The organism is Devosia sp. FJ2-5-3, from assembly GCF_029201545.1.
GTDB lineage: Bacteria > Pseudomonadota > Alphaproteobacteria > Rhizobiales > Devosiaceae > Devosia.
Genome location: NZ_CP104007.1, coordinates 3700484 through 3725758 on the forward strand (window position 1 = coordinate 3700484; position 25275 = coordinate 3725758).

28 protein-coding genes and 1 pseudogene are annotated in these 25275 nt (G+C 63.7%); 19 read left to right on the top strand and 10 right to left on the bottom strand.

Annotation, left to right across the window (positions count from 1 at the left end; translation table 11 throughout):
- The first annotated feature begins 32 nt into the window (after nucleotides 1–32).
- From N0P34_RS17830 to N0P34_RS17850, 5 genes are all read left to right on the top strand, one after another.
- Complete coding sequence (locus N0P34_RS17830; RefSeq protein ID WP_275604562.1) at nucleotides 33–191, top strand: aa3-type cytochrome c oxidase subunit IV; 159 nt, start codon at nucleotides 33–35, stop codon at nucleotides 189–191.
- Nucleotides 192–256: 65 nt separating this feature from the next.
- Nucleotides 257–1726: a Re/Si-specific NAD(P)(+) transhydrogenase subunit alpha gene (locus tag N0P34_RS17835; protein WP_275604563.1), complete on the top strand. Its 1470-nt coding sequence runs from the start codon at nucleotides 257–259 to the stop codon at nucleotides 1724–1726.
- A 1-nt stretch (nucleotide 1727) separates the two neighbouring features.
- Nucleotides 1728–2093: a proton-translocating transhydrogenase family protein gene (locus tag N0P34_RS17840; protein ID WP_345774441.1), complete on the top strand. Its 366-nt coding sequence runs from the start codon at nucleotides 1728–1730 to the stop codon at nucleotides 2091–2093.
- A gap of 6 nt (nucleotides 2094–2099) precedes the next feature.
- Nucleotides 2100–3524: an NAD(P)(+) transhydrogenase (Re/Si-specific) subunit beta gene (locus N0P34_RS17845; RefSeq protein ID WP_275607017.1), complete on the top strand. Its 1425-nt coding sequence runs from the start codon at nucleotides 2100–2102 to the stop codon at nucleotides 3522–3524.
- Nucleotides 3525–3627: 103 nt separating this feature from the next.
- Nucleotides 3628–5193, top strand: a complete 1566-nt coding sequence (locus N0P34_RS17850) for a hypothetical protein (RefSeq protein ID WP_275604564.1) — start codon at nucleotides 3628–3630, stop codon at nucleotides 5191–5193.
- A gap of 132 nt (nucleotides 5194–5325) precedes the next feature.
- On the opposite strand, the gene N0P34_RS17855 is transcribed toward N0P34_RS17850, so the two are convergent.
- Nucleotides 5326–5538 carry a SlyX family protein gene (locus tag N0P34_RS17855; RefSeq protein ID WP_275604565.1) on the bottom strand — a complete coding sequence of 71 codons (213 nt, stop codon included), beginning with the start codon at nucleotides 5536–5538 and terminating at the stop codon, nucleotides 5326–5328.
- A 149-nt stretch (nucleotides 5539–5687) separates the two neighbouring features.
- Here N0P34_RS17855 and N0P34_RS17860 point away from each other — a divergent pair, with 149 nt between their 5' ends.
- The 4 genes from N0P34_RS17860 (at nucleotide 5688) to N0P34_RS17875 (ending at nucleotide 9028) form a co-directional block, all read left to right on the top strand.
- Nucleotides 5688–6245 (top strand): tryptophan-rich sensory protein, encoded by a 558-nt coding sequence (locus N0P34_RS17860; protein WP_275604566.1) that lies wholly within the window; start codon nucleotides 5688–5690, stop codon nucleotides 6243–6245.
- A gap of 72 nt (nucleotides 6246–6317) precedes the next feature.
- Nucleotides 6318–6956 carry a DsbA family oxidoreductase gene (locus N0P34_RS17865; protein ID WP_275604567.1) on the top strand — a complete coding sequence of 213 codons (639 nt, stop codon included), beginning with the start codon at nucleotides 6318–6320 and terminating at the stop codon, nucleotides 6954–6956.
- Nucleotides 6957–7010: 54 nt separating this feature from the next.
- Entirely contained in the window at nucleotides 7011–7820 is an 810-nt protein-coding gene (locus N0P34_RS17870) for an alpha/beta hydrolase (RefSeq protein WP_275604568.1), read from the top strand.
- Nucleotides 7817–9028 (top strand): multidrug effflux MFS transporter, encoded by a 1212-nt coding sequence (locus N0P34_RS17875; protein WP_275604569.1) that lies wholly within the window; start codon nucleotides 7817–7819, stop codon nucleotides 9026–9028. Before N0P34_RS17870 ends, N0P34_RS17875 begins: the two co-directional genes overlap by 4 nt.
- Nucleotides 9029–9099: 71 nt before the next feature.
- On the opposite strand, the gene rpsU is transcribed toward N0P34_RS17875, so the two are convergent.
- Nucleotides 9100–9327, bottom strand: coding sequence for a 30S ribosomal protein S21 (gene rpsU / locus N0P34_RS17880; protein WP_275604570.1), 228 nt, complete (start codon nucleotides 9325–9327; stop codon nucleotides 9100–9102).
- 224 nt (nucleotides 9328–9551) lie between these two features.
- Between rpsU and N0P34_RS17885 the strand changes: the two genes are divergently transcribed.
- Nucleotides 9552–10241, top strand: coding sequence for an alpha/beta fold hydrolase (locus tag N0P34_RS17885; protein WP_275604571.1), 690 nt, complete (start codon nucleotides 9552–9554; stop codon nucleotides 10239–10241).
- A 6-nt stretch (nucleotides 10242–10247) separates the two neighbouring features.
- Here the strand turns inward: N0P34_RS17885 and N0P34_RS17890 are convergent, their stop codons facing one another.
- The 3 genes from N0P34_RS17890 to N0P34_RS17900 form a co-directional block, all read right to left on the bottom strand.
- Nucleotides 10248–11399: a 5-(carboxyamino)imidazole ribonucleotide synthase gene (locus N0P34_RS17890; RefSeq protein ID WP_275604572.1), complete on the bottom strand. Its 1152-nt coding sequence runs from the start codon at nucleotides 11397–11399 to the stop codon at nucleotides 10248–10250.
- Nucleotides 11341–11832: a 5-(carboxyamino)imidazole ribonucleotide mutase gene (purE, locus tag N0P34_RS17895; protein WP_275604573.1), complete on the bottom strand. Its 492-nt coding sequence runs from the start codon at nucleotides 11830–11832 to the stop codon at nucleotides 11341–11343. The genes N0P34_RS17890 and purE overlap by 59 nt, the downstream gene beginning before the upstream one ends.
- Before the next feature lie 79 nt (nucleotides 11833–11911).
- A complete protein-coding gene (locus N0P34_RS17900) occupies nucleotides 11912–12127 on the bottom strand; it encodes a DUF465 domain-containing protein (protein ID WP_275604574.1) in 216 nt (71 codons plus the stop codon).
- A 152-nt stretch (nucleotides 12128–12279) separates the two neighbouring features.
- On the opposite strand from N0P34_RS17900, the gene N0P34_RS17905 reads away from it, so the two are divergent.
- The 4 genes and pseudogenes from N0P34_RS17905 to N0P34_RS17920 form a co-directional block, all read left to right on the top strand.
- A complete protein-coding gene (locus N0P34_RS17905; protein ID WP_275604575.1) occupies nucleotides 12280–12456 on the top strand; it encodes a DUF465 domain-containing protein in 177 nt (58 codons plus the stop codon).
- Between the two features lie 183 nt (nucleotides 12457–12639).
- Nucleotides 12640–14124: a sigma-54 dependent transcriptional regulator gene (locus N0P34_RS17910; protein WP_275604576.1), complete on the top strand. Its 1485-nt coding sequence runs from the start codon at nucleotides 12640–12642 to the stop codon at nucleotides 14122–14124.
- A 162-nt stretch (nucleotides 14125–14286) separates the two neighbouring features.
- Entirely contained in the window at nucleotides 14287–14967 is a 681-nt protein-coding gene (locus N0P34_RS17915) for an outer membrane protein (protein ID WP_275604577.1), read from the top strand.
- A gap of 171 nt (nucleotides 14968–15138) precedes the next feature.
- Nucleotides 15139–15945, top strand: a pseudogene (locus tag N0P34_RS17920) (isocitrate/isopropylmalate family dehydrogenase); the annotation flags it as partial.
- A 265-nt stretch (nucleotides 15946–16210) separates the two neighbouring features.
- Here N0P34_RS17920 and N0P34_RS17925 read toward each other — a convergent pair.
- Nucleotides 16211–17107, bottom strand: a complete 897-nt coding sequence (locus N0P34_RS17925; RefSeq protein WP_275607018.1) for a LysR family transcriptional regulator — start codon at nucleotides 17105–17107, stop codon at nucleotides 16211–16213.
- Between the two features lie 106 nt (nucleotides 17108–17213).
- On the opposite strand from N0P34_RS17925, the gene N0P34_RS17930 reads away from it, so the two are divergent.
- The 5 genes from N0P34_RS17930 to N0P34_RS17950 all read left to right on the top strand — a co-directional run bounded on the left by N0P34_RS17930 (nucleotide 17214) and on the right by N0P34_RS17950 (nucleotide 21723).
- On the top strand, nucleotides 17214–18098 hold the full coding sequence (locus N0P34_RS17930) for an aldo/keto reductase (RefSeq protein WP_275604578.1): 885 nt from the start codon (nucleotides 17214–17216) through the stop codon (nucleotides 18096–18098).
- A gap of 10 nt (nucleotides 18099–18108) precedes the next feature.
- Nucleotides 18109–19101, top strand: a complete 993-nt coding sequence (locus tag N0P34_RS17935; protein ID WP_275604579.1) for an aldo/keto reductase — start codon at nucleotides 18109–18111, stop codon at nucleotides 19099–19101.
- Nucleotides 19102–19330: 229 nt separating this feature from the next.
- Nucleotides 19331–20203 carry a tonB-system energizer ExbB gene (gene exbB, locus N0P34_RS17940; protein ID WP_275604580.1) on the top strand — a complete coding sequence of 291 codons (873 nt, stop codon included), beginning with the start codon at nucleotides 19331–19333 and terminating at the stop codon, nucleotides 20201–20203.
- 3 nt (nucleotides 20204–20206) lie between these two features.
- Nucleotides 20207–20671: a TonB system transport protein ExbD gene (gene exbD, locus N0P34_RS17945; protein ID WP_275604581.1), complete on the top strand. Its 465-nt coding sequence runs from the start codon at nucleotides 20207–20209 to the stop codon at nucleotides 20669–20671.
- On the top strand, nucleotides 20668–21723 hold the full coding sequence (locus N0P34_RS17950) for an energy transducer TonB (protein WP_275604582.1): 1056 nt from the start codon (nucleotides 20668–20670) through the stop codon (nucleotides 21721–21723). The genes exbD and N0P34_RS17950 overlap by 4 nt, the downstream gene beginning before the upstream one ends.
- A 35-nt stretch (nucleotides 21724–21758) precedes the next feature.
- Here the strand turns inward: N0P34_RS17950 and N0P34_RS17955 are convergent, their stop codons facing one another.
- The 4 genes from N0P34_RS17955 to N0P34_RS17970 are packed head-to-tail and all read right to left on the bottom strand — an operon-like array spanning nucleotide 21759 to nucleotide 25271.
- Complete coding sequence (locus tag N0P34_RS17955; protein WP_275604583.1) at nucleotides 21759–22307, bottom strand: invasion associated locus B family protein; 549 nt, start codon at nucleotides 22305–22307, stop codon at nucleotides 21759–21761.
- 35 nt (nucleotides 22308–22342) lie between these two features.
- The gene (locus N0P34_RS17960; protein ID WP_275607019.1) at nucleotides 22343–23356 is read right to left on the bottom strand and encodes a DUF2218 domain-containing protein; all 1014 of its coding nucleotides are present in this window, start codon (nucleotides 23354–23356) and stop codon (nucleotides 22343–22345) included.
- A 59-nt stretch (nucleotides 23357–23415) separates the two neighbouring features.
- A complete protein-coding gene (locus tag N0P34_RS17965) occupies nucleotides 23416–24249 on the bottom strand; it encodes an ABC transporter ATP-binding protein (RefSeq protein ID WP_275604584.1) in 834 nt (277 codons plus the stop codon).
- On the bottom strand, nucleotides 24246–25271 hold the full coding sequence (locus tag N0P34_RS17970; RefSeq protein WP_275604585.1) for an iron ABC transporter permease: 1026 nt from the start codon (nucleotides 25269–25271) through the stop codon (nucleotides 24246–24248). The genes N0P34_RS17965 and N0P34_RS17970 overlap by 4 nt, the downstream gene beginning before the upstream one ends.
- Nucleotides 25272–25275: the final 4 nt, after the last annotated feature.

A 25275-nucleotide genomic window follows, 5' to 3' on the forward strand; every position in this document is an offset into this window, starting at 1 on the left:
ACGTATTGCATAGACGACGACAAGAGGACCACATGGCCAATCACGAACCCCATCCCCCCACAGTGCTCGAGTCCGCCATGGACTATAAGGAGCACGAAAAGACCTATAATGGCTTCGTAACGGGGGTGAAGTGGTCGATCTACAGCACCGCAGTGATCATGATCATCCTCTATTTCGTGGTGCAGCCCTAAACCACCCATAGTCACGCAGGCCATGAAAACATGCCTGCCCGCGGCAGGCGGGTAGGAGAGTTTTTATGAAGATTGCCGTGCTCCGAGAAGCATTGACCGGCGAGAGCCGCGTCGCTGCCACACCGGAAACCGTCGCCAAGCTCATCGGGCTCGGTGCCGGGATTACCATCGAAGCCGGTGCGGGGCTGGGGTCCCGCATCAGCGACACCGACTATGCCGCTGCCGGAGCCACAATCGGCGCACGCAGCCAGGCGGTCGAAAACGCAGATATCATCCTCTGCGTGCGGCGCCCGCCCGTGGCGAGCCTTGCCGGGGCAAAGCCTGGTGCCCTCCTCATCGGCGCACTCGACCCCTTCGGGCACGAAACCGACATTGTCGCCTTCGCCGCCGCCGGCATCACCGCCATATCGATGGAATTCGTGCCGCGCATTACCCGCGCGCAGGTGATGGACATCCTCTCCTCCCAGGCCAATCTCGCCGGCTACCAGGCCGTCATCGAGGCGGCGGCGCTGTTCGAACGCGCCATGCCGATGATGATGACCGCGGCCGGCACGGTGCGCCCGGCCAAGGTCTTCGTCATGGGTGCCGGGGTTGCAGGCCTGCAGGCCATCGCCACTGCACGGCGCCTGGGCGCGGTCGTTTCCGCCACCGATGTGCGCGCCGCAGCCGGCGAGCAGGTGGAATCGCTGGGCGCAAAATTCATCATGACCGACGCGCTCAAGGATGCGTCCGGTACGGGCGGCTATGCCCGCGAGCTGACGCTGACCGAACAGGCGGCGCAGGCCGAACTGGTCGCCGGTCACATCGCCAAGCAGGATATCGTCATCACCACCGCGCTCATCCCGGGCCGGCCCGCACCAAAACTGGTCACCGCCGCCATGCTCGACGCCATGGCGCCGGGTTCGGTGGTGGTCGACCTTGCCGCCGAGCGCGGCGGCAATGTGGAGCTGACCCGCGCCGACGAGATCGTCGAGCATAAGGGGGTTCGGATTGTCGGATACACCAATCTGGCCAGCCGCATTCCCACCACGGCCAGCCAGCTTTATGCACGCAATTTGCTCGCCTTCATCGAAACGCTGGTCGACAAGGCGCAAAAGAACCTGGCCATCAGCTGGGATGACGAGCTGGTGAAAGCCACCGTCCTCACCCGGGACGGCGCCGTGGTTCACCCCAGCTTTGCGACCCTGGCCCCCGCGCCTGTCGCAGCGCCGGCGCCGGTTGCCGACGAAGCTCAGGTGCCGCCCAAGCCTGTGCCGCGCAGGCCGCCGGCGCGAAAAATCGCTGAAATGCCAGCCGAAATGCCGCCGAGCGCCGCCGATGTCGCGCCTCCGGCAGTGGACGTGCCGCGACGGCGCGCCGCAAAGAGCCTCGACCCCTCGGCGATTGCCAGCGCGGCATCCCAGCCCGCCGCGAAGAAGGCCGTAGCCCGCAAGGCAGCCGCAAAATCGGCCGCCAAGCTCGACGATCCATTGGCCGCGCCGGCTCGCAAGACGCCTGCAGCCAGAAAGAATGCTGCGCCAGAGGGGGATTCATGAGATGGACAGCACTGCAATTGAACCGACCGCCGACCTTGCCGCGGCAATAGCACATGGCGCGCTTGGCGGCGCCATCGACCCGTTCACCTTCCGGCTGGCCATCTTCGTGCTCGCCATTTTCGTCGGCTATTTCGTGGTCTGGAGCGTCACACCGGCCCTCCACACCCCGCTGATGAGCGTCACCAACGCCATTTCCTCGGTCATCGTGGTCGGTGCCCTGCTCGCCGTGGGCGTGCATCTGGCGACCGATGCCAGCTGGGTCTCAAAGCTGTTCGGCTTCATCGCCCTGGTGTTTGCCAGCGTGAACATATTTGGCGGATTTCTCGTCACCCAGCGCATGCTGGCAATGTACAAGAAGAAGGGTTGAGCCGTGATCGACGCCAATATCGCCGCCCTTCTCTATCTTGCTTCCGGCATCCTCTTCATCCTCGCGCTGCGCGGGCTTTCGAGCCCGTCCTCGGCCCGCCAGGGCAATCTCTACGGCATGGTGGGCATGGCCATCGCCATGGTCACGACACTGCTCGTGGCCGCGCCCAGTGACTGGGCCAGCTGGCTGCTGATCATCGGCGGTCTGGGCATCGGCGGCGGCCTTGGCGCCTATATCGCCCGCTCGGTGAAGATGACCGACATGCCCCAGCTGGTCGCCGCCTTCCACTCCCTGGTCGGCCTTGCCGCCGTCTTCGTCGCCGCCGCGGCGCTCTATGCCCCGGTTGCATTCGGCATTGCCGAAATCGATGGGGTCACCGGACAGGTGCTCTCGATCCACGCCCAGGCGCTGATCGAAATGTCGATCGGAACGGCCATCGGCGCCTTTACCTTCACCGGCTCGGTCATCGCCTTCGCCAAGCTCAACGGCAATATGTCTGGCAAGCCGATCATCCTGCCGGCGCGGCACCTCATTCACATCGTCATCGGCATCGTGCTGCTGGCGCTGGTCTGGGCCTTTGCGGTCACCGGCGATCCCTGGCTGTTCTGGCTGATCACCATCCTGGCCCTGGTGCTGGGCGGGCTGATGATCATCCCCATTGGCGGGGCCGACATGCCGGTCGTCGTTTCCATGCTCAATTCCTATTCGGGCTGGGCAGCGGCGGGCATCGGCTTCACCCTCGGCAATACCGCCCTGATCATCACCGGCGCGCTGGTCGGCTCCTCGGGCGCCATCCTCTCCTACATCATGTGCAAGGCGATGAACCGGAGTTTCATCTCGGTCATCCTGGGTGGGTTTGGCGGCGAGTCCGCTTCCGCCGGATCGGGTGCGGAGGAAGATCGCCCCGTAAAACAGGGCGCGGCCGAAGACGCGGCGTTCCTGATGAAAAACGCCGGCAAGGTCATCATCGTCCCCGGGTACGGCATGGCGGTGGCGCAGGCCCAGCACGCCCTGCGCGAAATGGCCGATCAGCTGAAAGCTGCTGGTGTGGAAGTAAAGTACGCCATCCATCCAGTGGCCGGCCGCATGCCCGGACACATGAACGTGCTGCTGGCCGAGGCCAACGTCCCCTATGACGAGGTCTTTGAACTGGAAGACATCAATTCCGAATTTGCCCAGGCCGACGTCGCCTTCGTCATCGGCGCCAATGACGTCACCAATCCGTCCGCCAAGACCGACAAGACCTCGCCGATCTATGGCATGCCGGTGCTCAACGTCGAGGATGCGGGCACGGTGCTGTTCATCAAGCGCGGGATGGCTGCGGGCTATGCGGGCGTGCAGAACGAATTGTTCTTCCGCGACAACACCATGATGCTGTTCGGCGACGCCAAGAAGGTCACCGAGGACATCGTCAAGTCGCTGGGCCACTGACCGGCCGTCACCGGGAAATCGCCAAGGCCCCGCTCCGGCGGGGCTTTTCTTTTCCAGTTTCCAGCCCTGCGCCTCTGTCCTAGTGTGCCGACAGGGAGGTCCCATGGCGCTCGCACCGCAAGACAAGTCCGGCAGTTCCCAACCGATCAAGCGGCAGGCCGTGGTCATCGTCCACGGACAGGGCGAGCAGCGCCCCATGGGCACGATCCGCGACTTCGTCGAAGTGCTCTGGCAGGAAAACCCCGAGCTCGACACGCCGGGTGAAGCCTATCCCCGCCCCCGCCCCATCTGGATCGTGCCCGACGACAAGAGCGGGCTTTACGAACTGCAACGCATCACCACGCCCGAGCACAATGGGCGGCGGAGCGATTTTTTCGAACTCTATTACGCCGACCTCCTCAACGCGACGCCGCTGCGCAATCTCTGGCGTTGGATGCGGCGGCTGCTCTGGATCGATCCGGCCTATGTGCCCAAGCACATGCGCTGGCCCTGGGCAGTGTTCTGGATGTTGACCGTCGTCAGCATCATCTGCGCGCTGGCCGCGATCCTCGCCCTGCCCAAATTGCTGGCCATGGACTGGTACGATCATTTCACCTCGGTCGACGCGCAACGCGGGCACATCATTTCCCTTGTAGCGCTGGGTTTGATCCTCGCACCAAAATTCATCCGCTGGTTGGCTTTCCTCAAGCGCATCCCCAGCCAGATCCTCGTCTTTGGCATTGCCGTTGGCGTGCTCGACAGTTTTGGCTGGAACGGGCACGTGGTCAATCTGATGGTGCTGGGCTGGCTCGCCCATCTCGCCGATACGCTGCTCCTGCCCTATTTCGGCGATGCGGCGAGCTATCTCTCGGCCCAGACCGAGACGGTGCAGAGCCGCCAGGGCGTCCGCAATCGCGGCCTCGCCCTTCTCAAGGCCCTGCACGAGGATCCCGAATATGACCGGGTGATCGTCATCGCCCATTCTCTGGGCTCAGTCCTCGCCTATGACCTTCTCCACATCCTCTGGCGCGAAGTGGGCCCGACCAAGGACAATCCGCCAGACCACGAGGCGCAGGCGGCGCTTGCGGCAGTGGACGCCTTTTCTGCCCGCGCCCCGACAGACCTTTGGGCCCCGGAGGACGTGGCGCAATATCAGCGGCTCCAATGGGCGGCCTTCGAGGCCCTGCGTCAACAGAAGGGAATGTTGGGCGCCAAATCGGGCTGGAAGGTTTCCGATCTCATCACCCTGGGCACCCCGCTCTCCAGCGCCGAATTCCTCATCACCGACGGGCGGGCCGATTTTTCACGGATGAAGCAGGAACGGGTGCTGCCGACCGCGCCGCCCCAGCCCTATGACGAGGACAATGGAGCGCTCCATCCCAGTGGTCCGAGCGGCGAGGTCGCTCATCACGCAGCCGTCTTTTCCACCGTCCGCTGGACCAATCTCTTCGATCGGTTTGATTCCCCGCTGTTCTTCCTCGGCGACGCCATTTCGGGGCCCGTGTCCGGCGCCGAACGGTTTGGTCCGGGCATACGCGATGTTGACGTGCCCATCATCTGGGGGCGGCTCGGCTGGCGGCTGTTTACCCATAATCTCTATTGGGTGGACACCGCCGCAGAAGGCGATCCGCCGGCCTCGCATATCGTGGCGTTTCGCGAAGCGGTGGGGCTCGAGCGCTTAGGCGCCTAGATCGTCTTCGCCAGTGAGGATGCGGGGGCGGTCTTGCCCCAACGCCCGGCCGCCCCATGCGCCATCTGAATCTCGATGATTGCCTGGGCCGCGCACGGGGCCAGCCGCGCCAAGCCGGCTAATCCGGGCCGATCAATAGTGCGGTGGCGGCTTTTCCGTCGCCGGATCGGCGATATAGGCGCCCGCGCGCACCTGTTCCTCGAGCATGGCCAGCTTTCTGGTCAAGATGTCGATGGTCTTCCATTGCTCGGTTATGGCCGCGTTGAGCTCTTCGATAGTGTGATCTTGATAGGCAATGCGAGTTTCGAGCGCGTCGATCCGCTCGGCTGTTTCCGAATTGGCCATGGTTTTCGTCCTCTCGCGACACCGGACGACATAGGCGGCTGCGCGCGCCTGCACAAGCTGTCGTTACCATAAGCAGGTTGACGTATACGGAACCCAATCGCGTGTCTCGCCATTGACCCTGTGCAATTTTTTGCAAGGGAAGCCGCATCATGGTCACCATAGCAGTCACCCCCGTCAGTGCCTCCAACGGCCACAGCGCCTTTGCAGGCGCGCGCAATTTGCTCGGCCTCGCCATTGCTGGTGGCCTGCCGCTCGGCCTATTCGGGTTGGTCAATCTCGCGGGTGAAGGCTTCGGCATTCTGCCGCTGTTCTTTTCGCCTTATGCCATTCCCGGCTGGCTTGGCGCAGGCATTCACCTTTCGCTTCTCGTCCTCATCGGCCTGTCTGCCGGCTTGGCCTGGCAGCGCGGTGGGCGCACAATCATCGGGTGGGTTGCCGCGCTTGTCGTGGGCATGATCGCCTTTCCGTTCCTCGCGCCGTGGCTCGATAGCCTGCAGCTTGCGCTCTATGTGGTTGGCCTGCTGCTCCTCTGCGGGGCAACGGCCTATCGCGTTTCGCTGCATGCCCCGCTGGCGGGTCTGCTCATGCTGCCCACCCTGATGTGGCTGGGCATCGGCGCGGCGCTCGGCCTGACCATGGCCGCCGCCTGGACGCCGCCCTTTGCGCTGATGCAGGGCAACCAGCAGCCTATCCCGCCGAGTGTATAGTTACCGCGAAGTGCCCTCTTGTCCTTGGCGCCAATCGCCTCCAATTGGGAGCGGCAAGCACAAGGAGTTGTCATGGCCAAACTGCTCAAGATCGATGTCTTCACCGACGTGGTGTGCCCTTGGTGCCTTGTGGGTTCGGCGCGCCTCGACCAGGCCGTCGCCCGGCTGGGAGACGATGTGGAGGTGGTCATCGAGAACCACCCGTTCTATCTCGATCCGACAGTGCCGCCCGAGGGCGTCGATGTCGGCGAAATGCTGCGCACCAAATATGGCCGCGACCCCAAGGAAATGTGGGAGCGCGTCGAGGGCGAGGCCAGAAAAGCAGGCATAGCGCTCGACCTGTCCCAGCAGCCGCGCATGTTCAATACCGCCAAGGCCCATACCATTACCCGGCTGTCCAAGCCCAATGGCAATCAGCATGAGTTGGCCAATGCCATTGCCGACGCCTATTTCCTCGAGCATCGGCAGATCAACGACGACAATGTGCTGGCCGATATCGCCGCCGCGTTCGGCTGGGATCGCGGAGACGCACTCGACGCTATGAATGATGCGGACCTGCTTCAGGCGACCGAGCAACTCGCCAAGGATGCGGCCCAGCAGGGCATTCGCGGCGTTCCCTTCTTCGTTTTCGGCGAGAAATACGCGCTCTCGGGCGCGCAGCCGGACGAAGTCTTTGATCAGGCGCTGCAAAAAACGCTTTCCGAACTCTGACTTCGTCGTGACTCTGTTATAGAGTGCGGCAATCGTCTCCCCGGGGAATGCGTCGTGAAACTGCTGCGCCGCGGGCTTTTTGCCCTCGTTATCCTTGTGGCTCTCGCCTATGCGGGGGCCGTTGGCTACATGTATTTCAACCAGCGGGCGCTGCAATATTCCCCCGCGGGAGACATCATCGCCCTTTCGGCAACGACACTGGGCGCGGCCGAGCAGGTGACCATTCCCTCCGGCAATTCCAGCGTCACCGCCTGGTACCAGGCGCCGCAACCGGGCATGCCGGTCATCATCTATTACAAGGGGAATACCGGCAGTTTCACCGAAGAGCATGAGCGCTACGAGCAATTCGTGGCTGATGGCTTCGGCTTTGCCGCCTTCGACTATCGCGGCTTTCCGACGTCGCCGGGCGAAATCACCCAGGACAACATGCTCGAGGATTCCCTGGCCGTGTTCGACTGGGTCGCCGCCAAGGGCGACCCGATCATGATCTGGGGCCGTTCGATCGGCACCGGTCCAGCGACCTACGTCGCCGGACGGCGCGACGCCAAGGCGTTGCTGCTCGAAACGCCGTATCTGTCCGCGGTCAGCGTGGCGGCCGAGCGCTATCCGATCCTGCCGGTCAACCTGGTCATGCTCGACCAATTCCCTTCCAATGCGTGGATCAAGGACGTCACCGAGCCCGTGCTCATCGCCCATGGCACGGCCGACCGCACCATTGGCGTGTCCAATGGCGAACGCCTTTACGCCCTCGCTCCCAAACCCTACGAACTCTGGATCGTCCCCGACGCCGACCACTCCGATCTTTGGGATGCGGGCATCTGGGGCCAGGCACAACCCTTCTTCGAGAAAGCCCTCGCTCCGTGACCAAGACTATTTCGGCGGGCATGTCAGCCCGCCGCACCGCCATTATCGGCGGCCTCATGGTGGCAACCGGGCCACTCAGCCTCACCCTCTACGCGCCTGCCCTGCCCACCATCGTTGACGATCTCAACACTACCGATGCGGCCGGCAAGTTGACGCTCACCGTCTATTTCGCCGCCTTCGCCCTTGGCCAGTTGATCTGCGGGCCGCTTTCGGACCGGTACGGCCGGCGCAGCGTCGGCATTGCCTTTTTTGCCATCTATGTGCTGGGCAGCCTCGTCGCGGCCTTCGCGCCGAGCCTCGAAGTGCTGTTTCTCGGCCGCTTCATCCAGGGTTTTGGCGTTTCGGCCGGGGTGGCGCTGTCCCGGGCGATGGTGCGCGACCAATTCGTGGGCGCGGAGGCCATCCGCATCCTCACCATGGTCAATCTCATCCTCACGGTCACCCCTGCCGTCGCGCCGACGCTGGGGAGCGTGATCCTGCTCTTTGGGTCCTGGCACCAGATGTTCGTGGTCATGGCCGGGTTCGGGCTCGCCATCGTGGCCATGCTCGGCACCAATGCGCGGGAAACCCTGCCGGTCGCGGCGCGCATTCCCTTCAGCCCCCGCGTCATCTTCAGCAATTACCGCGCCCTGCTCTCTGCCCCAGACTTCGTTTTTCCCGCGCTGCTCCTGGCGCTGGCGTTTAGTGGCTTCCACAGTTTTACCGCACTGCTGCCCTTCATCCTGATCGACGATATGGGGCTGACCCCGTTCCAGTTCGCCATGGCCATGCTGGTGCAGACCGCGTCGTTCATCTCGGGCAATCTGATCGCCAGCGCCCTTGCCGCGCGCATGGGCGGGCAGAGGATCATCACGCTGGCCCTCGCCCTCCTGGCGCTGGGCGGCCTTGGCTTTGTGGTCCTGCCCATGCTGTTCCCGCACTCGGTCATGGCGCTGATGGTGCCGGTGGGGGTGTGGATGGTGGGCCTTGCCTTCATCGGCCCCAGCGCCACGGCCACGGCGATGGCCGGCTTTGGCAGCATGGCCGGCGCCGCCGGCGCCCTGACCGGGTTCTTCCAGGTGGGCGGCGGCTTTGCCGGCTCGCTGGCCGCAGGAACGCTGTTTCACGACGCGCAGACGGCGCTCACCATCATGATGCCGCTTTCGGCGCTCGTCGCCATCGGGCTGACATGGATCGACCGCAGCCGGGTAAGGAAGAGTGCCACCTGAAACGGGGGCGATCGGCACAAACAAAAACGCCGCCCCAAGGGACGGCGTTCGATCATTGGTTCAGCAGCAAACTAGTTGCGCGGCGCCGGAGCGGCGATCAGGCCTTCGCGCTGAGCGCGCTTGCGGGCCAGCTTGCGGGCGCGACGAACGGCCTCGGCCTTCTGGCGAGCCTTCTTTTCAGAGGGCTTCTCGTAGTAATTGCGCAGCTTCATCTCGCGGAAGACGCCTTCGCGCTGCAGCTTCTTCTTGAGCGCGCGCAGCGCCTGATCAACATTGTTATCGCGAACGACTACTTGCAAAGGTCCACTGCCCCTTAAAAGCTCATGCAAATCGATTGTATGGAAACGCAGAACTCACAGGCAGCCCTGCGCCGACCAGCCAGGCCGGTCATCGTGGCGGGCTCTATAGCGAAGTTGGCACCCTTTGTCCACTAGAAGTCGCGACGAAATCAGCCGCATTCCGGTTTTCGGGGATGTCCGACAGTCTATTTAATCAGCCGTGCAACAGAAGTGAGACCGCCATCATGATGAAGCCCCTTGTCCTGCTGCCTGGCCTGCTCTGCGACTCCCGTTTGTGGCGCGATGTTGCCTGGTCCTTGCGCGATGTTGCCGCCCCCATGGTCGCCGACCTTACGCTCGACGACGCGATCTCGGACATGGCCGCACGCACGCTCGCCGTCGCACCGTCGCGCTTTGCGCTCGTCGGGCTGTCCATGGGCGGCTACGTCGCCTTCGAAATCCTGCGCCAGGCCCCCGAGCGCGTTACCCATCTGGCGCTTTTCGATACGTCGGCCCGCCCTGATACGCCTGAACGCCAGGCGGCGAGGCGGGGTGGGATTGCCGATGTCGAGAAGGGAAAATTCATCGGCGTGTCGCGCGGCCTGCTGCCAAGTCTGCTTGCCCCGCACAATCTTGAAACGCCGCTCGCCGAAGAAGTGCAGGCCATGGCCGAGCGCCTCGGCAAGGGCGCCTATATCCGCCAGCAGACCGCCATCATGAACCGGATCGACTCTCGCCCCGATCTCGGCGGCATCGCCATTCCGGCCCTTGTCGGCGTCGGCGCGCTCGACAAGCTCACTCCGCCCGAACTGGCGCAAGAGATGGCCGACGCCATTCCGAACGCGACGCTTACCCATTTTTCAGACAGCGGCCATCTGCCGCCGATGGAAAATCCAGATCCGGTCACCGCGGCCTTGCGGACGCTTCTCGCCTGATAGAGCTTATTCCGGGCGGATGATGCGGTTGATATGGCCCATCTTGCGGCCAGGGCGCGCTTCGGCCTTGCCGTAGAGATGGGGCTGGGTCTGGCCATCGAGGCCATTGGGGATCATGTCGACTTCGTCGCCGATGAGGTTCTGCATCACCACGTCAGCATAGCGGGCGGGATCGCCCAGCGGCCAGCCGGCGACGGCGCGCATATGCTGCTCGAACTGGTCGGTGAGGCACACCGCCTCGGTCCAGTGGCCCGAATTGTGCACGCGCGGCGCGATTTCATTGACCATCAGGGTGGGCTTCTCACCACCGATGACGAAGAACTCCACCCCCAGCACGCCGACATAGTCGAGCGCCACGACGATGACCTTGGCCAGCATGGCGGCATGCTTGGCGACGCCGGGGCTGACCTGCGCCGGAACGGTGCTGGTGTAGAGAATGTGATGGCGATGCACATTCTCGGCGGGGTCGAAGGCGCGAACCGTGCCATCGGCGCCGCGCGCCACCACCACCGAGATTTCCTTTTCGAACGGCACGAACCCTTCAAGAACCAGCGGATGTGGCGCCAGTTCGTTGAACGCCGCCTCTGCGTCTTCGGGCGCGCGCAGCACGCGCTGGCCCTTGCCATCATAGCCGAGACGCGTGGTTTTCAGCACCGCCGGCAGGCCCAGTTCGCCGATCGCAGCCTTCAGCTCATCGAGCGAATGAACGGCGCGATAGGGCGCCACCGGCACGTTCTTGGAGGAAAGGAATGCCTTTTCGGCCAGCCGGTCCTGCGAGATGGCCAGCGCATTGGCGCCGGGGCGCAGCGGTCTGAGACCGGCAAGAATTTCGGCCGTCGCGGCGGGGACGTTTTCAAATTCATAGGTGATGACATCGACGCTCTCGGCAAAGGTCCGGAGCGCGGTCTCGTCGTCGTAGGCGGCGACGGTCTTGAGCGGGGTCACGTCGAAGGCCGGGCTATCGGGGTCCGGACAATAGATGTGGCTCTTGAGGCCCAGTTTTGCCCCGGCCAGCGCCAACATGCGCCCAAGCTGTCCTCCGCCCAGAATGCCAATGGTGGAACCGGGAGGGAGCGGGGAAAGAGGCTGGGACAAGGGATTACTCGAGATCGGTTGGAAACTGCGGAACGGCTTGCGTCTGGCGGGCGCGGAAGGCATCGAGCCGATCGGCAAGATCTTCATCATTGAGGGCAAGGACGGCCGCGGCCAGCAGCGCGGCGTTGATGGCGCCGGGCTCGCCGATGGCCAGAGTGCCCACCGGAATGCCACCCGGCATCTGCACGATGGAGTGGAGGCTGTCCACCCCATTGAGCGCCTTGGAGCGCACCGGCACGCCGAACACCGGCAAGGGCGTCAGCGCGGCGATCATACCCGGCAGATGGGCGGCCCCGCCTGCCCCGGCGATGATGATCTTGAACCCTTCCTGACGCGCATTGGTCGCGAACTCGAACATGCGCTCGGGCGTGCGATGGGCCGAGACTATGCGGGCCTCATATTCGACTTCAAGGGTTTCGAGGGTTTCAGCGGCCAGTTGCATGGTGGGCCAGTCCGATTGACTGCCCATGACGATGGCGACTTGTGGCTTGAGCATGGCGGTTTCTCCCCCTGCCGCTCCGCAAAGCGCGCATCTAGCGCAGAATCAGCGCCAACTCAACCCAGCGCGGCTCCCGTCAGGCGATGATGTCCGGCAGGAGGATATTTTCCAGCTGAACGATCCGGTCCTTGAGGGCGAGCTTGCGCTTCTTGAGCCGCTGCACCAGCATCTGGTCGGCAAAAGCCGATTGCGTCAGCGTAGCGATAGCCGCGTCCAGATCGGCATGCTCCTGCCGCTTCGTAGCCAATTCAAGCCCGTATTGGGCTTCCTGTTCCTTGGTGAGCGACAGCATCTAAATCCGGTATTTCAAGCGCCAGACATACCCTTGGTTAACCGATCACGGCAAGTTTTGCATCTGATTTCGAGGCAGGGTCGGAGAGCCATCGACAAAGCGTGAATTATTTGTGACGATCCCCCTGTCCAAGACGCTGAAAGGAGTTGTTTATGACGACTGAAGGCCACATCGCGGCGCTGGAACGGCGCCATCAGGAACTGGACCGGCAAATTCAGGCAGAAATGCAGAATCGCCAATATGACGACTTGATGGTCAGCACCCTTAAACGAAAGAAACTGGAAGTTAAGGATCAACTCAGCCGCATGCAGAGCGCTGAGGCGAATTAATCCAAACGGTCTTATTTTAATCGATTAGGATCTTGGGGTCGCGGTTTTCCGGGGCCCTTTTTGTTTGCCCAATACTCTGCCCCGTTAAAATTTCGTTAGGATTAACATCCTCTTAAGAACAGCACGCCACTCTCTTCCCAAAACGGCACAAGCCGATTCGTGCCCCCGAGACCTGGAGTTTGGATGACGCGCGTTCTCGTAGTCGATGACGATCCCGTTCAGCTGCGCCTCACGGCAGAAGTGGCCAATCGTGCCGGGTTCAAGCCGATCACCGCGACCGGGGGCGAGCAGGCCCTCTCCATCCTGCGCGAAGACCGCAATATCGGAGCGATGATCCTTGACCTCGTCATGCCCGATCTCGACGGCATGGGGGTGATGGCCGCCATGCGCCAGGAGGGGCTGACCACCCCCGTCATCATCCAGACCGCCAATGCCTCGCTCGACACCGTCATCTCGGCCATGCGCCAGGGCGCAGCGGACTATTTCGTCAAGCCGGTCTCGCCCGAGCGGCTGGTGATCTCGCTGCGCAACACGCTGAAGCTCGAAACGCTCGAGGCGGCCATCCGCGCCGAGCAGGCGCGCCGCAGCGGCACCTTCTCGCGCGCCAACATGATCGCCTCGGCCCCCTCCATGGCGCGCGTCCTGACGCTCTGCGCCAAGGCTGCCAAGAGCCCCATCCCCGTTCTCATCGAGGGTGAAACCGGCGTCGGCAAGGAGCTTGTGGCCCGCATCATCCAGGGCACGGGCGAACGCGCCGGAAAGCCCTTCGTCACCGTCAATTGCGGCGCTATCCCGCCCAATCTCGTCGAATCCGTTCTGTTCGGCCACAAGAAAGGGGCCTTTACCGGCGCCTATGCCGACCAGCCCGGCAAGTTCGCCGAGGCAAATGGCGGCACGCTTTTTCTCGATGAGGTCGGCGAATTGCCGCTCGACATCCAGGTCAAGTTCCTGCGCGCCCTGCAGGAGGGCGAGATCGAGCCCGTCGGCGCCACCCGGCCCGAACGGGTCAATGTGCGCGTCATCTCGGCCACCAACCGGCGCCTCCTCAACCTCGCCAAATCCGGCGAATTCCGGGAGGACCTCTTCTACCGCCTCAACGTCTTTCCCATCTACATGCCGCCCCTGCGCGAGCGGATGGAAGACCTCTCTGCGCTGGTCAATCATTTCATCGCCCGCTTTGCCGCCGAAGCCGGCAAGCGCGTGCTCGGCATCACCCCACCCGCCCTTGACCTGTTGGCTGGCTATGACTGGCCGGGCAATGTTCGCCAGCTCGAAAATGCGGTCTACCGCGCCGTGGTGCTGACCGACGGCGCCTTCCTCGAGGTCCCGGATTTCCCGCAGATCCTGGCCCAGAAAAACGGTCGCGAGGACGTGCTGCGCAGTGTGGAGGCGAACCCCGTCCCCAATGCTCCCATTCATATCGACAGCGCGCCGCCGCGCGAGCGCCTGGCAGCGGCGCCGGAGGCCGTGCGCGACCGGTTTCTCGACGAAACCGGCGACCTGCAATCGCTCGCCGCCATAGAGCGCGAGGCCATCGCCTTTGCCATCGAGTATCACGGCGGACGCATGTCGCGCGTCGCGCGGGCCCTCGGCATCGGCCGCTCGACGCTCTACCGCAAACTGCATGAATATGGCCTGGCCGAAGGGCTGATCAACGACGCCGCCTGAGGCCTCGAACGACCGACCCGGTGCAGCTTTGCCACAGGGATCGGGGAAAAAATGGCGTCGGACCATAAACCGGCGCCGTTAACCTTGTTGCTTACCGACACGTTAAGAGATTGCGTCGATTTTTACACGCAATCTTAACTTCGGTTCGTCGACGAGGTCACCATGAAACGTTCCGCCATCGCGCTGTCTGCAATTCTGGCGCTGTCCGCCGCTGCCCATGCGGCGGATCTGGGCTGGTCGAGCGCACCCGCCTCTTCCCCCATCTACTCGGCCACGCCCGCTTCGGGCTGGGGTGGTTTCTACGCCGGCATCAATGGCGGCTACACCTGGGGCACGACCAGCACCAATCCTGCCATCATGGGTGCTGTCGACAATAATTCGAGCGGTTGGACCCTGGGCGGTCAGCTCGGCTATAATTACGACATGGGCGGCTTCGTGATCGGTGGTGAAGCCGATCTGCAATGGGCCAATATCGCCTATGGCGCACCTGCCGGTGTGTTCGGCGACTTCAAGGCCAGCACCGATGTGTTCGGCACGGCCCGTATCCGCGCCGGTGCCGCTTTCGGCCAGGTCATGCCCTACGCCACCCTTGGCGCCGCCTTTGGCCGCGGCACTGCGACGCTCACCAACAACCAGAACGTCGTCACCTCGCAATCGGCCAACCATATCGGCTGGACCGCCGGCGTCGGCCTCGAAGCCCAGGCGACACCCAACCTCTCCTTCAAGGCCGAATATCTTTATGTCGACCTCGGCAAGCAGTCGTATAACGGCCTGCCCGTGGGCAATGTCGAGGTGACCCAGCGCTTCAGCGTCATCCGCGCCGGTGTGAACTACAAGTTCTAGAAGGCGGCCGATCTTTGTCTGACGGCAACAAGGGCATCATTGCAGGTTGTCGTCACGAGTTCCGGTTTTAAGAGGATAAAACCTCTGATGCCCAGAAGGGCAAAATGAGATTTGCGGTCGGCAGGCAACTGCCGGCCGTTTCTTTTGGCGCGATGCAAGAGCTTGGGCGCGGCGCTTTGGGGCTCATTGATCCGCTTCCGCCGGGAATTCGATCAATACATCAACCTGCGTCCGTGTCGGCTCATGCCCGGCGTGCCGTCGCCTCTGGCCGGTCGCAAGCCTGGCGACATCGATTTTGTCGTGGTTCGAGAGAACACGGAAGGTGAGTATTCATCTATCGGCGGCATCATGTTTGCCGATAGCGAGCGCGAGTTCGCCGTGCAGGAAACCGTCATGACCCGTACCGGCGTCGATCGTGTGGTCCGTTACGCGTTCGAGCTGGCCCAAACGCGCGAGCGCAAGCGCCTTACCTCCGCCACCAAGTCAAACGGCATTTCGATCACCATGCCCTTTTGGGACAAGAGGGTGGAAACCATAGCCCCGGACTATGCGAATGTCGCGTGGGACAAGTACCATATCGATATCCTGTGTGCGCACTTCGTTCTCAATCCCGACCGCTTCGATGTCGTCGTCGCCTCTAACCTCTTCGGCGATATCCTCTCTGATCTCGGGCCGGCCTGCACCGGCACGATCGGCATCGCTCCATCGGGCAATATCAATCCGGAAGGCAATTTTCCCTCGCTGTTCGAACCCGTTCATGGCTCCGCTCCCGACATAGCAGGCCAGGGCATCGCCAATCCGGTCGGACAGATCTGGGCCGGCGCCATGATGCTTGAACACCTGGGCCATGTGGAAGCGAGCCGGGGAATAGTGCAGGCGATCGAGAAAATATTGCAGGACCCCTCACTCAGGACGCGAGATCTTGGAGGCAGTGCCGACACAGTGACCTGTGGCAGCGCGATAGCCGACGCAGTTTGATGTGGTCCGCCAAGGCATGGCCCGGCGGCGGCCGCCAGCTCTGCGCCTCATTCCGGCAGCTGGCGTTTTCTCCCCCATCACAAAAGCGGACCTCCACAGAGTAGCGGAGATATCGAAAGTCGAGGTGGCCGATGGTCTATCGGGCGGCCGAGGCTGAAGCGCCGATTCTTCCGGATCGACCGACAGTGGTTGGATGGCAGCGAGGCGGATGATCACCGACGATAGCCGGCGGACGCCTCTAAAAGGTGCCGGGTGCTCGTCGGTATCAGCCCGCCTTGTATCGGAGCAGGTCGATGACGAGGGCGAGTGCCGGGTTCATCTGGCGACGGCTCGGATAGTAGAGGTGAAAGCCGGAGAAGGGCTGGCACCAGTCGTCAAGCACCCGAACGAGCGTGCCGGCATCGAGATGGGGACGAGCGCTGTCTTCGGGGACATAGGCAATTCCAAAGCCCTCAAGGGCTGCGCTGACCATCGGGCGGATGGTGTTGAACGTGAACTGTCCGTAGACCTTCACCCGCAGCGCGTGACCATCCTTCTCGAATTCCCAGGCATAGAGGCCACCGCTGGTCGAGAGCCGCAGGTTGATGCAGTTGTGGGCGACGAGATCCTGTGGCGTTTGGGGCGGCGCGCGATCTGCCAGATAGGCGGGCGATGCGACGGCCACCATGCGCATATCCGGCCCGATCCGTACGGCGATCATGTCCTTTTCGACGCTTTCCCCCAGCCGCACGCCGGCGTCGAACCGTTCGGCGGCAATGTCGGTAAAGCCGTGGTCGATGAAGAGTTCGACCCCGACTTCTGGAAAGTCGGCGAGGCCAGAGGCCAGCCTGGGCCATAACACCGTTTCTGCCGCACGCTCGCTGCAGGTTATCCGCACGAGGCCCGCCGGCCGGTTGCGGAGTTCGCCAAGGGCGGCGAGTTCGGCCTCGATCTCCTCAAAGCGCGGGGCCACTGCCGCCAGCAGCCGCTCGCCGGCCTCAGTGGTGGAGACGCTGCGCGTGGTCCGCGTCAGCAATCGATAGCCCAGCCGCTCCTCAAGCGACCGCATCGTCTGGCTGAGCGCCGATGGCGAAACCCCGATTTCCGCCGCGGCCCGCGTGAAGCTCCTCAGGCGGGCAATCACGGCGAATGCCGCCAGATCGTTGAAATCAGCGCGCGCGATTTTGAAGCCCTCCTAATAAGCAGATGAAGATTATAGCGCCTAATCAGCAAGGATGGGCAGGACTATCTTGCAAGCCCAGTCACCAGCGTCACGAAGGAGAACGAGAATGACGGTCCCAGCCATCATTTTGAACAATGGCGTCGCCATGCCGGCACTTGGCTTTGGGGTCTTCCAGACGCCGCCCGCCGAAACTCGCACTGCCGTCGCCGAGGCCTTGCGCGTGGGCTATCGCCATATCGATACGGCCGCGGCCTATGGCAATGAGCGCGGCGTCGGGGAAGCACTGGCTGCGTCGGGCCTTGCGCGTTCAGACGTGTTCATCGAGACCAAGATCTGGATCAATGACTACGGCTATGATGAAACGCTGCACAGTTTTGACAAGAGCGCGGGAAAGCTGGGCGTGGAGCAGATCGACCTGCTCATTCTTCACCAAGCGCTGCCATCTGCTTTCGAGCGGACGCTTGCGGCCTATCGCGCACTGGAGACGCTGCTGGCCGACGGCAGGGTGCGCGCGATCGGGGTCAGCAATTTCATGCCGCATCACCTCGAGAAATTCCTGCCTGAAATCGACATCGTCCCGGCCGTCAACCAGATAGAGGTCCACCCCTATTTCCAGCAGCGGGAATTGCAGACGCTCAACGAGAAGCACGGCATCCTGACGCAGGCCTGGGCGCCCATCGGCGGGATCACGTTCTATCGGCCGGGATTTTCACGGAGCACGCTCGAAGACCCTGTGATCCTCGATATTGCCCGGATCCACGGCAAGTCTGCGGCCCAGGTGATGATCCGCTGGGGCGTGCAGGAGGGGCGGTCGGTCATCCCAAAATCGGTGAGGCCGGAGCGGATCGCCGAAAATTTCAACGTCTTCGATTTCGAGCTCTCCGCCGACCAGCTGGCCGCAATCGACGCCCTCGACGCCGATCAGCGGGGCGGGCCCGATCCGGACCTCATTACACTTGAAAATTTCAGCCGCGACATACCGGAAGCCTGAGGAGGACGACATGAAGAAACGCACATTGGGACAGGGGCTAGAAGTCTCTGCCATCGGGTTGGGCTGCATGGGCATGAGTGCGGCCTTCGGGCCGGCCATGGACCGGCAGGAGGCAATCAATCTCATTCGCGCCGCCGTTGATCGCGGGGTGACCTTTTTTGACTCGGCGGAGGTTTATGGCCCCTATGTCAACGAGGAAGTGGTGGGCGAGGCCCTCAAACCAGTCCGGGAGCAAGTTGTCATCGCCACCAAGTTTGGCTTCGACATCGAAGGCAGCCAGGGCGGCTTTGCGCGTCAGCCCCTGAGCAAGCCGGATCATATCCGCAAGGTGGTGGAGGGCTCTCTCAAACGCCTGCAAACCGACTATATCGACCTTTACTATCAGCATCGCGTCGATCCCAATACGCCCATGGAAGACGTGGCGGGCACAATCAAGGACTTGGTCGAGCAAGGGAAAATCCGGCATTTCGGCATGTCCGAGGCCGGCATTCAGTCCATCCGCCGCGCTCATGCCGTCCACCCGGTCACGGCCCTGCAAAGCGAGTATTCGCTTTGGTTCCGCGAGCCGGAAAGGGAGATCATCCCGGTGCTGGAAGAACTGGGAATCGGCTTTGTGCCCTTTGCCCCGCTCGGAAAGGGCTTTCTGACCGGCACAGTGAGCGCCGATCAGTCCTTTGGGGCCGACGATTTCCGCGGCAAGCAGCCCCGCTTTTCAGCCGAAAACCGCAAGGCCAATCAGGTTTTCGTCGACGTCATCAATACGGTGGCGGCCCGGAAGCGCGCCACGGCCGCTCAAATTGCACTGGCCTGGCTGCTGGCGCGCAAACCGTGGATCGTCCCCATCCCCGGCACCACGAAACTGCACCGCGTCGAGGAGAACATCGCTTCAGCCGAGATCGTGCTCGACACGGACGACCTCGCCTCAATCGAAGCGGCCCTAACCGGCGTGGAGATGGCAGGGGACCGTTACCCACCCGAGAACAAGGCGATGGCCGGCCGATAAGCCAGGGGCGCCATGGCGCGCCCTTCTGGTTTCTTTCAACGGAAAAGGTCACCTCTTGCCGCGGGAGAATTCTCAACTGCTCCCGCGGTTCGTCGCGATGCGCCGCCGCTTCAGGCCGCCTAAAATTTGTTGACACGACAGGTCATCTTTTATAGTCGAACGCGACGTTTCCTCACCCTCGGGACGCTGCGGCCGCTGATAGCGCAGTGCCTATTTTGTGAATTTTTCCATGATTGTTGCTCGCCGCTACACCTTGCGCACGGCCCTCCTCTCGGCCCCCGCGGCCGCGATAGGGTTCCTTGGGTCCATCCTCCAGGCCAATGCGGCTGGAGAGACGCCCAATGGCGACGCTCCCGCCATCGCCGGACAGGAAATCACCACGGGACTGCAGGGGCATGATCTGTCGCCGATGGGCATGTTCATGGCGGCCGACTATGTGGTCAAGACCGTCATGATCGGCCTTGTCGCCGCCTGTGTGGTGACGCTCATCATCTTTGTTGCCAAGAGCATGCAATTGGCTGCTGCGCGCTCGGTGGCCAATCGGACCTTGCGGGAAGTGGTCGCGGCGGAGAGCCTCGGAGCCGTGGCGAGCCTGGTCTCGGACCGGCGGGGCACGGGTGTCTTGCTGGTTCGCGCCGCGGCAGAGGAAATGACGCTGTCGCGGGATCTCGTGGGCAGGGTGGATCCGGGCGGCATCAAGGAGCGCGTTGCGTCGCGCCTCAACCGGATCGAGGTCGCGGCGGGTCGCAGGATATCCAAGAGCCTTGGCGTTCTCGCTTCGGTCGGCTCGGTCGGACCCTTTGTCGGTCTCTTCGGTACCGTCTGGGGCATCATGAATGCCTTTGTGGGCATCGCGGAAAGCCAGACCACCAATCTGGCCGTGGTGGCGCCCGGCATTGCCGAGGCGCTGCTGGCGACAGCTTGCGGGCTTGTCGCGGCCATCCCCGCAGTGGTCATCTACAACGCCTTTGCGCGCTCCGTTACCGGTTATCGCCAGCTGCTTGCTGACGTTTCGGCGGGGATCGAGCGGCTCGTGAGCCGTGATCTCGATCGCATGACGGTTTCGAGCGGCCAGGCGGCCCCGAAGCTGGCGGCGGAGTAGACCATGGCCGGCGGTATCCGCGAAAATTCGGGCGACGATCTCGACGTCAATCACGAGATCAACGTTACCCCCTTCATCGACGTCATGCTGGTGCTTCTGATCATCTTCATGGTCGCCGCCCCACTTGCGACGGTGGATATCAATGTCGACCTGCCCGTCTCTAATGCGACCCCGGCATCGCGGCCCGATGAGCCTCTCTTCGTGACGCTCAAGGCCGATCTCAGCCTTGCAATGGGCAATGACGCCGTGTCGCGCGAGGCCATTGCGTCCGAGCTCGACCGCGTGACAGAGGGCGATCGGGAAACACGCGTCTTCGTGCGTGCCGATCAGGCAGTGCCATATGGAGAGGTGATGGAGGTGATGAACCTCCTGCGCTCCTCCGGCTATGTCCGCATCGCGCTGGTGGGCCTCGAATCGGCCAATGGCGTGGCCGTGCCGGAAGCGCCAGGCGTTCAGAGCGCACCATGAACACGCCCGGCGAGAGCTTCGTCGCGGAAGATTTCCTGCGGACCAAGGCCGCTGACGTCGCGATCTGGGCCGCGTCGAGCCTGATGGTCATTTGCGGCTTGACGGCAGGCGTTTGGGCCTATTCGACAATCGAACCGGCTGCCGAAGCTGCGGGAGAGCCCGCTGCGGCCATGGTTGTCGAATTCGCCGAGTTTGCTGTTTCGCCCGCAGTGGAGGAGCTGGACGTGGCCGAGGGCGCGCTGTCGATGGCATCGCTCGCCGCCCCCCCGACCGAACTTGAGGCCGACCCGGACGCCGAGCCTATCGAGGAGCCGGAACCCGTCGTCGAAGCCGAGCCTGCCGAAGAGGTAGACGACACCCCCGAGCCGCCACCAGAGCCCTTGCCAGAACCAGAGCCCGAACCCGCGGTACTGCCCGAGCCGGTGGAACCGATCATTGACGTGCCGGAAGTCGATGTACCCGAGCCGGCTGTCGTGGTGCCGAGCCGGACGACCGCCCCAGAGCTGCCCGCCGAGGAAGAGCCTGAGTCCGAGCCGGAGCCAGTGGTCGAGCCCGATCCGGCGCTGCCCATGCCCGTGACCATGTCGCGGCGCGTAGCAGAGGTGCGCGCCGACACGCCCCCTACCGAATTCAAGCCGCCGGTCCGCAAGGCTGCGCCCCCGCCGCAACAGGCGTCGACGCAGACATCGGCTCCCAAGCCCGCAGCCCAGCAGGCGGCGCAGGCCGCCGCCCCCCAACAGGCGCCCAGCGCCGAGCCGAGCGCGTCGCAGGTGAGCCGCTGGGAGAGTAGTGTGTTCCGCCATCTCGGGCAGCGCCGTAAATTTCCGCCGGAAGCACGCGCCAGAGGCGAAAAGGGCGAGGTCTTCGTGCAGTTCACGATCGATGGGGCGGGACGCGTACAATCGGTCAGCGTGGCGCGGTCCAGCGGCTTTGAGTCACTCGATCAAGCCGCGCGTGCGCTTGTCCAGGGTGCCTCGCCCCTGCCCGCGCCCCCCGCCGGAATGCCGAAGTCGCGACTGACGATATCGATGCCGGTCGACTATACGCGCTGACCGGGCCGGCCTCGGCCGACCCAGGGCAATCCCGGCTAGAGCCCGAGTTCGACCACGCGCCGTGAGGCCGCGGTGAAACCGTTCAACGAGATCGGGAGGACCAGCGCGTCTGCGGCCCCCATGGGACGCGCGGAAACGCTCAGGGTCGTGCCCGCCTTCAGCGCTTCGAGAACCTCGCCTTCAAAGGCGATCTCGACGAGACATCCTTCCCGGATGCAGGTCAGGAATGGCACGGGACCGGCCAATGCCCTTTCATCCAGGGCAAGTTCGACCCCGGCACTGAACTGCAGGCCGAAGGGCGCCATGAGCATGCCTTCGGCCCGATCGGCAGCGACCATCTGCAGTTCTATCGACAGCGACCGCTGACCGGTCTGCGGATCCCCGAGAACCTGGGACAGGAAACACTGCTTGGCGCCATCGAGCATGCCGCATGTCACGGACCAGTCGCCGTGACGTTCGGTGAGTTCCGAGGCTCCACCTGGCAGAGCGGCAGGTGATGGCGCTGCCTGTTGTTGAGACAGGGCGGGGAGAGCGGTTACAAGCGCGATCGCCGTCGCCAAAACTGTCGGTCGGATTGAGAACATTTTGTTGCCCGGGGAAGTGAGGTCCTGAAGGAAGATCAGTCTGGCAGGCCGTCGGGATTGCGCTCCCAATACCAGGCGACATATTTCTTCCGCCGGTCGTGGTCGCGCCGCTTGAGGATGGCGCGCACAGCGCGGATGTCGATCTTTTCGCAGGCGACCCAGACGAAGGCTTCCGGCCCGACATCGGCAAGCGCGGCCGCGATGGCTTCGGAGAAGGGCCCGGCGTTTTTCGGATCGCTGCGATGCCTCCAGACGACGTCAAGCGTTGCAGCACTGGGAAGGGGCTGCTCTTCAGCGCCGTCGATGACTTCGATCAGCGCCTTGATCCTCGTTCCGGCGGGGGCCTCTTCGATGATGCGCGCAATCGCCGGGAGCCCGCTTTCGTCGCCGGCGAGAAAGAGATCGTCTCCTTCCGGAAAGCCGCCGCTGCCCGGGCCGAGGAGGCCAATGCGCATGCCGGGAACGGCGTCCCGCGCGAAGTCGGCGCCGGGCGTGACGACGCCCGGCTCGGGGTGCTGGAAGAAGTCGATGGCCAGCTCGCCACGATCTTTATCGATCGAGCGGATGGTGTAGGGCCGCACGACGAGGGCGTCCTCGCCCTCAGGCCAGCCGATGCGGCCATTGGGGCGGTAGCTCGGCCAAACCGGGTCCCTGCCCTGCGGCGGGACAAGCACGCGAACATGCATATCGCCATCAAGGAAGGGCGAGAGGTCTGCGCAGGAGAAAAACACCCGCCGCATATGCGGCGTCACATCTTCGGCCCGCACCACCTCGGCGAAATGAAGGTTCGGCAACGCTGTGGGAAGCGCTGCTTCATCCCAGTTGAGGTCGAACTGCTCGTCGCCGGCGAAATAGAAGAGATGCTCGGCGATGGAATTGCAGCTGAGCTGAACCGCCGCGGCGGTTGGTCCCACGATCTTGAACAGCATCTTGCCGTCCTCGACGCGAATGCTGGCCGTGCCCTCTTCGCTGCGCAACAGGGCCGAATTGCCGGTGCGCTCGACCTCTGCGTGCTCGACGAAGTGCTCGCAGAACTCGTCGAGCAGCATGATGGCATTGTTGGGGAAGGCAACGCCGGTCAGCGTCACAATTGCAGCGTCTGTCACGATCAAAGTTCTCCTGCCGGGCCGAGGGCCGAAGCGTTTTCCAGGGTGCGATGCCGCCCGATGGGCAACATCATGGGGCGACCCGAAGTGGGGTCGGTGATCACGCGGCTGCTGACGCCAAACACTTCATGGATTGTCGTCTCCGTCAGGACCGCGTCGGGCGTGCCGGAGGCGTGGATGGTGCCACCCGCCACGGCGGCGAGGAAATCCGCATAGCGGGCCGCAAGGTTGAGATCGTGCAGCACGAGCACGATGGTGGTGCCACGAGCGCGGTTCAGATCGACGAGCAGGTCGAGCACCTCGACCTGGTGCCGCACGTCGAGGAAGGTGGTGGGCTCGTCGAGCAACAGCACATCGGTCTTTTGGGCCAACGCCATGGCGATCCAGACCCGCTGTCGTTGCCCGCCGGAGAGCTCATCGACATTGCGCTCGGCGAGATCGGCGATGGCAGTCGCTGCGAGGGCGCTTTCGACCGCTTCGTCATCCTCTCGCGTCCAGCGGGCAAAAAGCCCCTGGTGCGGATGCCGTCCGCGGCTGACGAGATCGGCGACGGTAATGCCCTCGGGCGCGATGGGCGATTGCGGCAGGAGACCAAGAAGCTGCGCCAGCTGGCGCGGCGGGGTGTGGTGGATCGACTTACCGTCGAGCAGCACCTGCCCTGCCCGCGGCGCCAGCAGACGGGACATGGCGCGCAGAAGGGTCGACTTGCCGGACGCATTGGCTCCCACGATGACCGAGATTTTGCCAGGCGGGATGGCGAGGCTGAGATTGCGCAGAACCTCCCGCTCCTCGTAGCAGGCGGTGAGATCTTCGACGACGAGGCCGGAAATGGTCATAGGGTGCTCCCGGACTTGTTGGCTCGCACCAAGAGGTAGATGAGATAGGGCGCGCCCAGCGCCCCCGTCACCACCCCCACGGGATAGCGCATGGGCATGAGGAACTGGCCGACATAGTCGCCGGCCAGCACGAGCAGTGCGCCGATGAGGGCGGCAGGAACCAGCAGCGAGCCCCGCGGCCCGACGAGGCGCGCAGCGATCGGGCCTGAGAGAAACGCCACAAAGGCAATGGGGCCGGTTGCGGCCGTGGCCGTGGCGATGAGCCCGACGGCAGCGACGATGACGAGAAGCCGGGTCACGGAAACCCTGACCCCCAGCGCTCCGGCCGTATCGTCGCCGAGACGCAAAGCGGTCAGGTTTCGGCTCGTCGTCAGGAGGACCCCGCCGCAGACCACCAGCACCGCGAGCAGGGGCCACGCCTGGCTCAACTGCGCGCCGTTGACGCTGCCGGTGAGCCAGCGCATGGCCTCCTGCAGGTTCCATTCCGGTGCCTGGGTCAGGATATAGGCGATGGCGCTTTCGAGCATGGCCGAGACGCCGATGCCGACGAGAATGAGCCGGGTACCCGCAACCCCATTGCGAAACGAAAGCCCGTAGACGGCCAGCGCGACGCCAAGCCCCGAGGCGACCGCGAAAAAGGAGACGGCCGTGCCCTTGAGGGACAGGACGACAATGGCAAAGACGGCGCCTGCACTCGCGCCGGAGCTGACGCCGACAATGTCGGGGCTCGCGAGCGGATTGCGCAGCATGGTCTGGAAGGCGACGCCCGCCATGCCGAAACTCAGCCCGGCAAGGATGGAGAGAACGGCGCGTGGCAGTCGCAATTGACCGACGGCAAAACTTGCGCCCTCGACGTCCTGCCCCAGGAGGACCTTGAGCACGTCGCCCGGCGGGGTGAAGGACTGCCCCAGCATCAGGGTCAGCGCGAAGATCGCGAGGAGGAGCGCCGAGAGGCCCCCGATGAACCAGCCGCGCTGCAGGGAAAGGCTGCGGCGGTCTGCGCGAAGGGAGAATGACGACATGCCG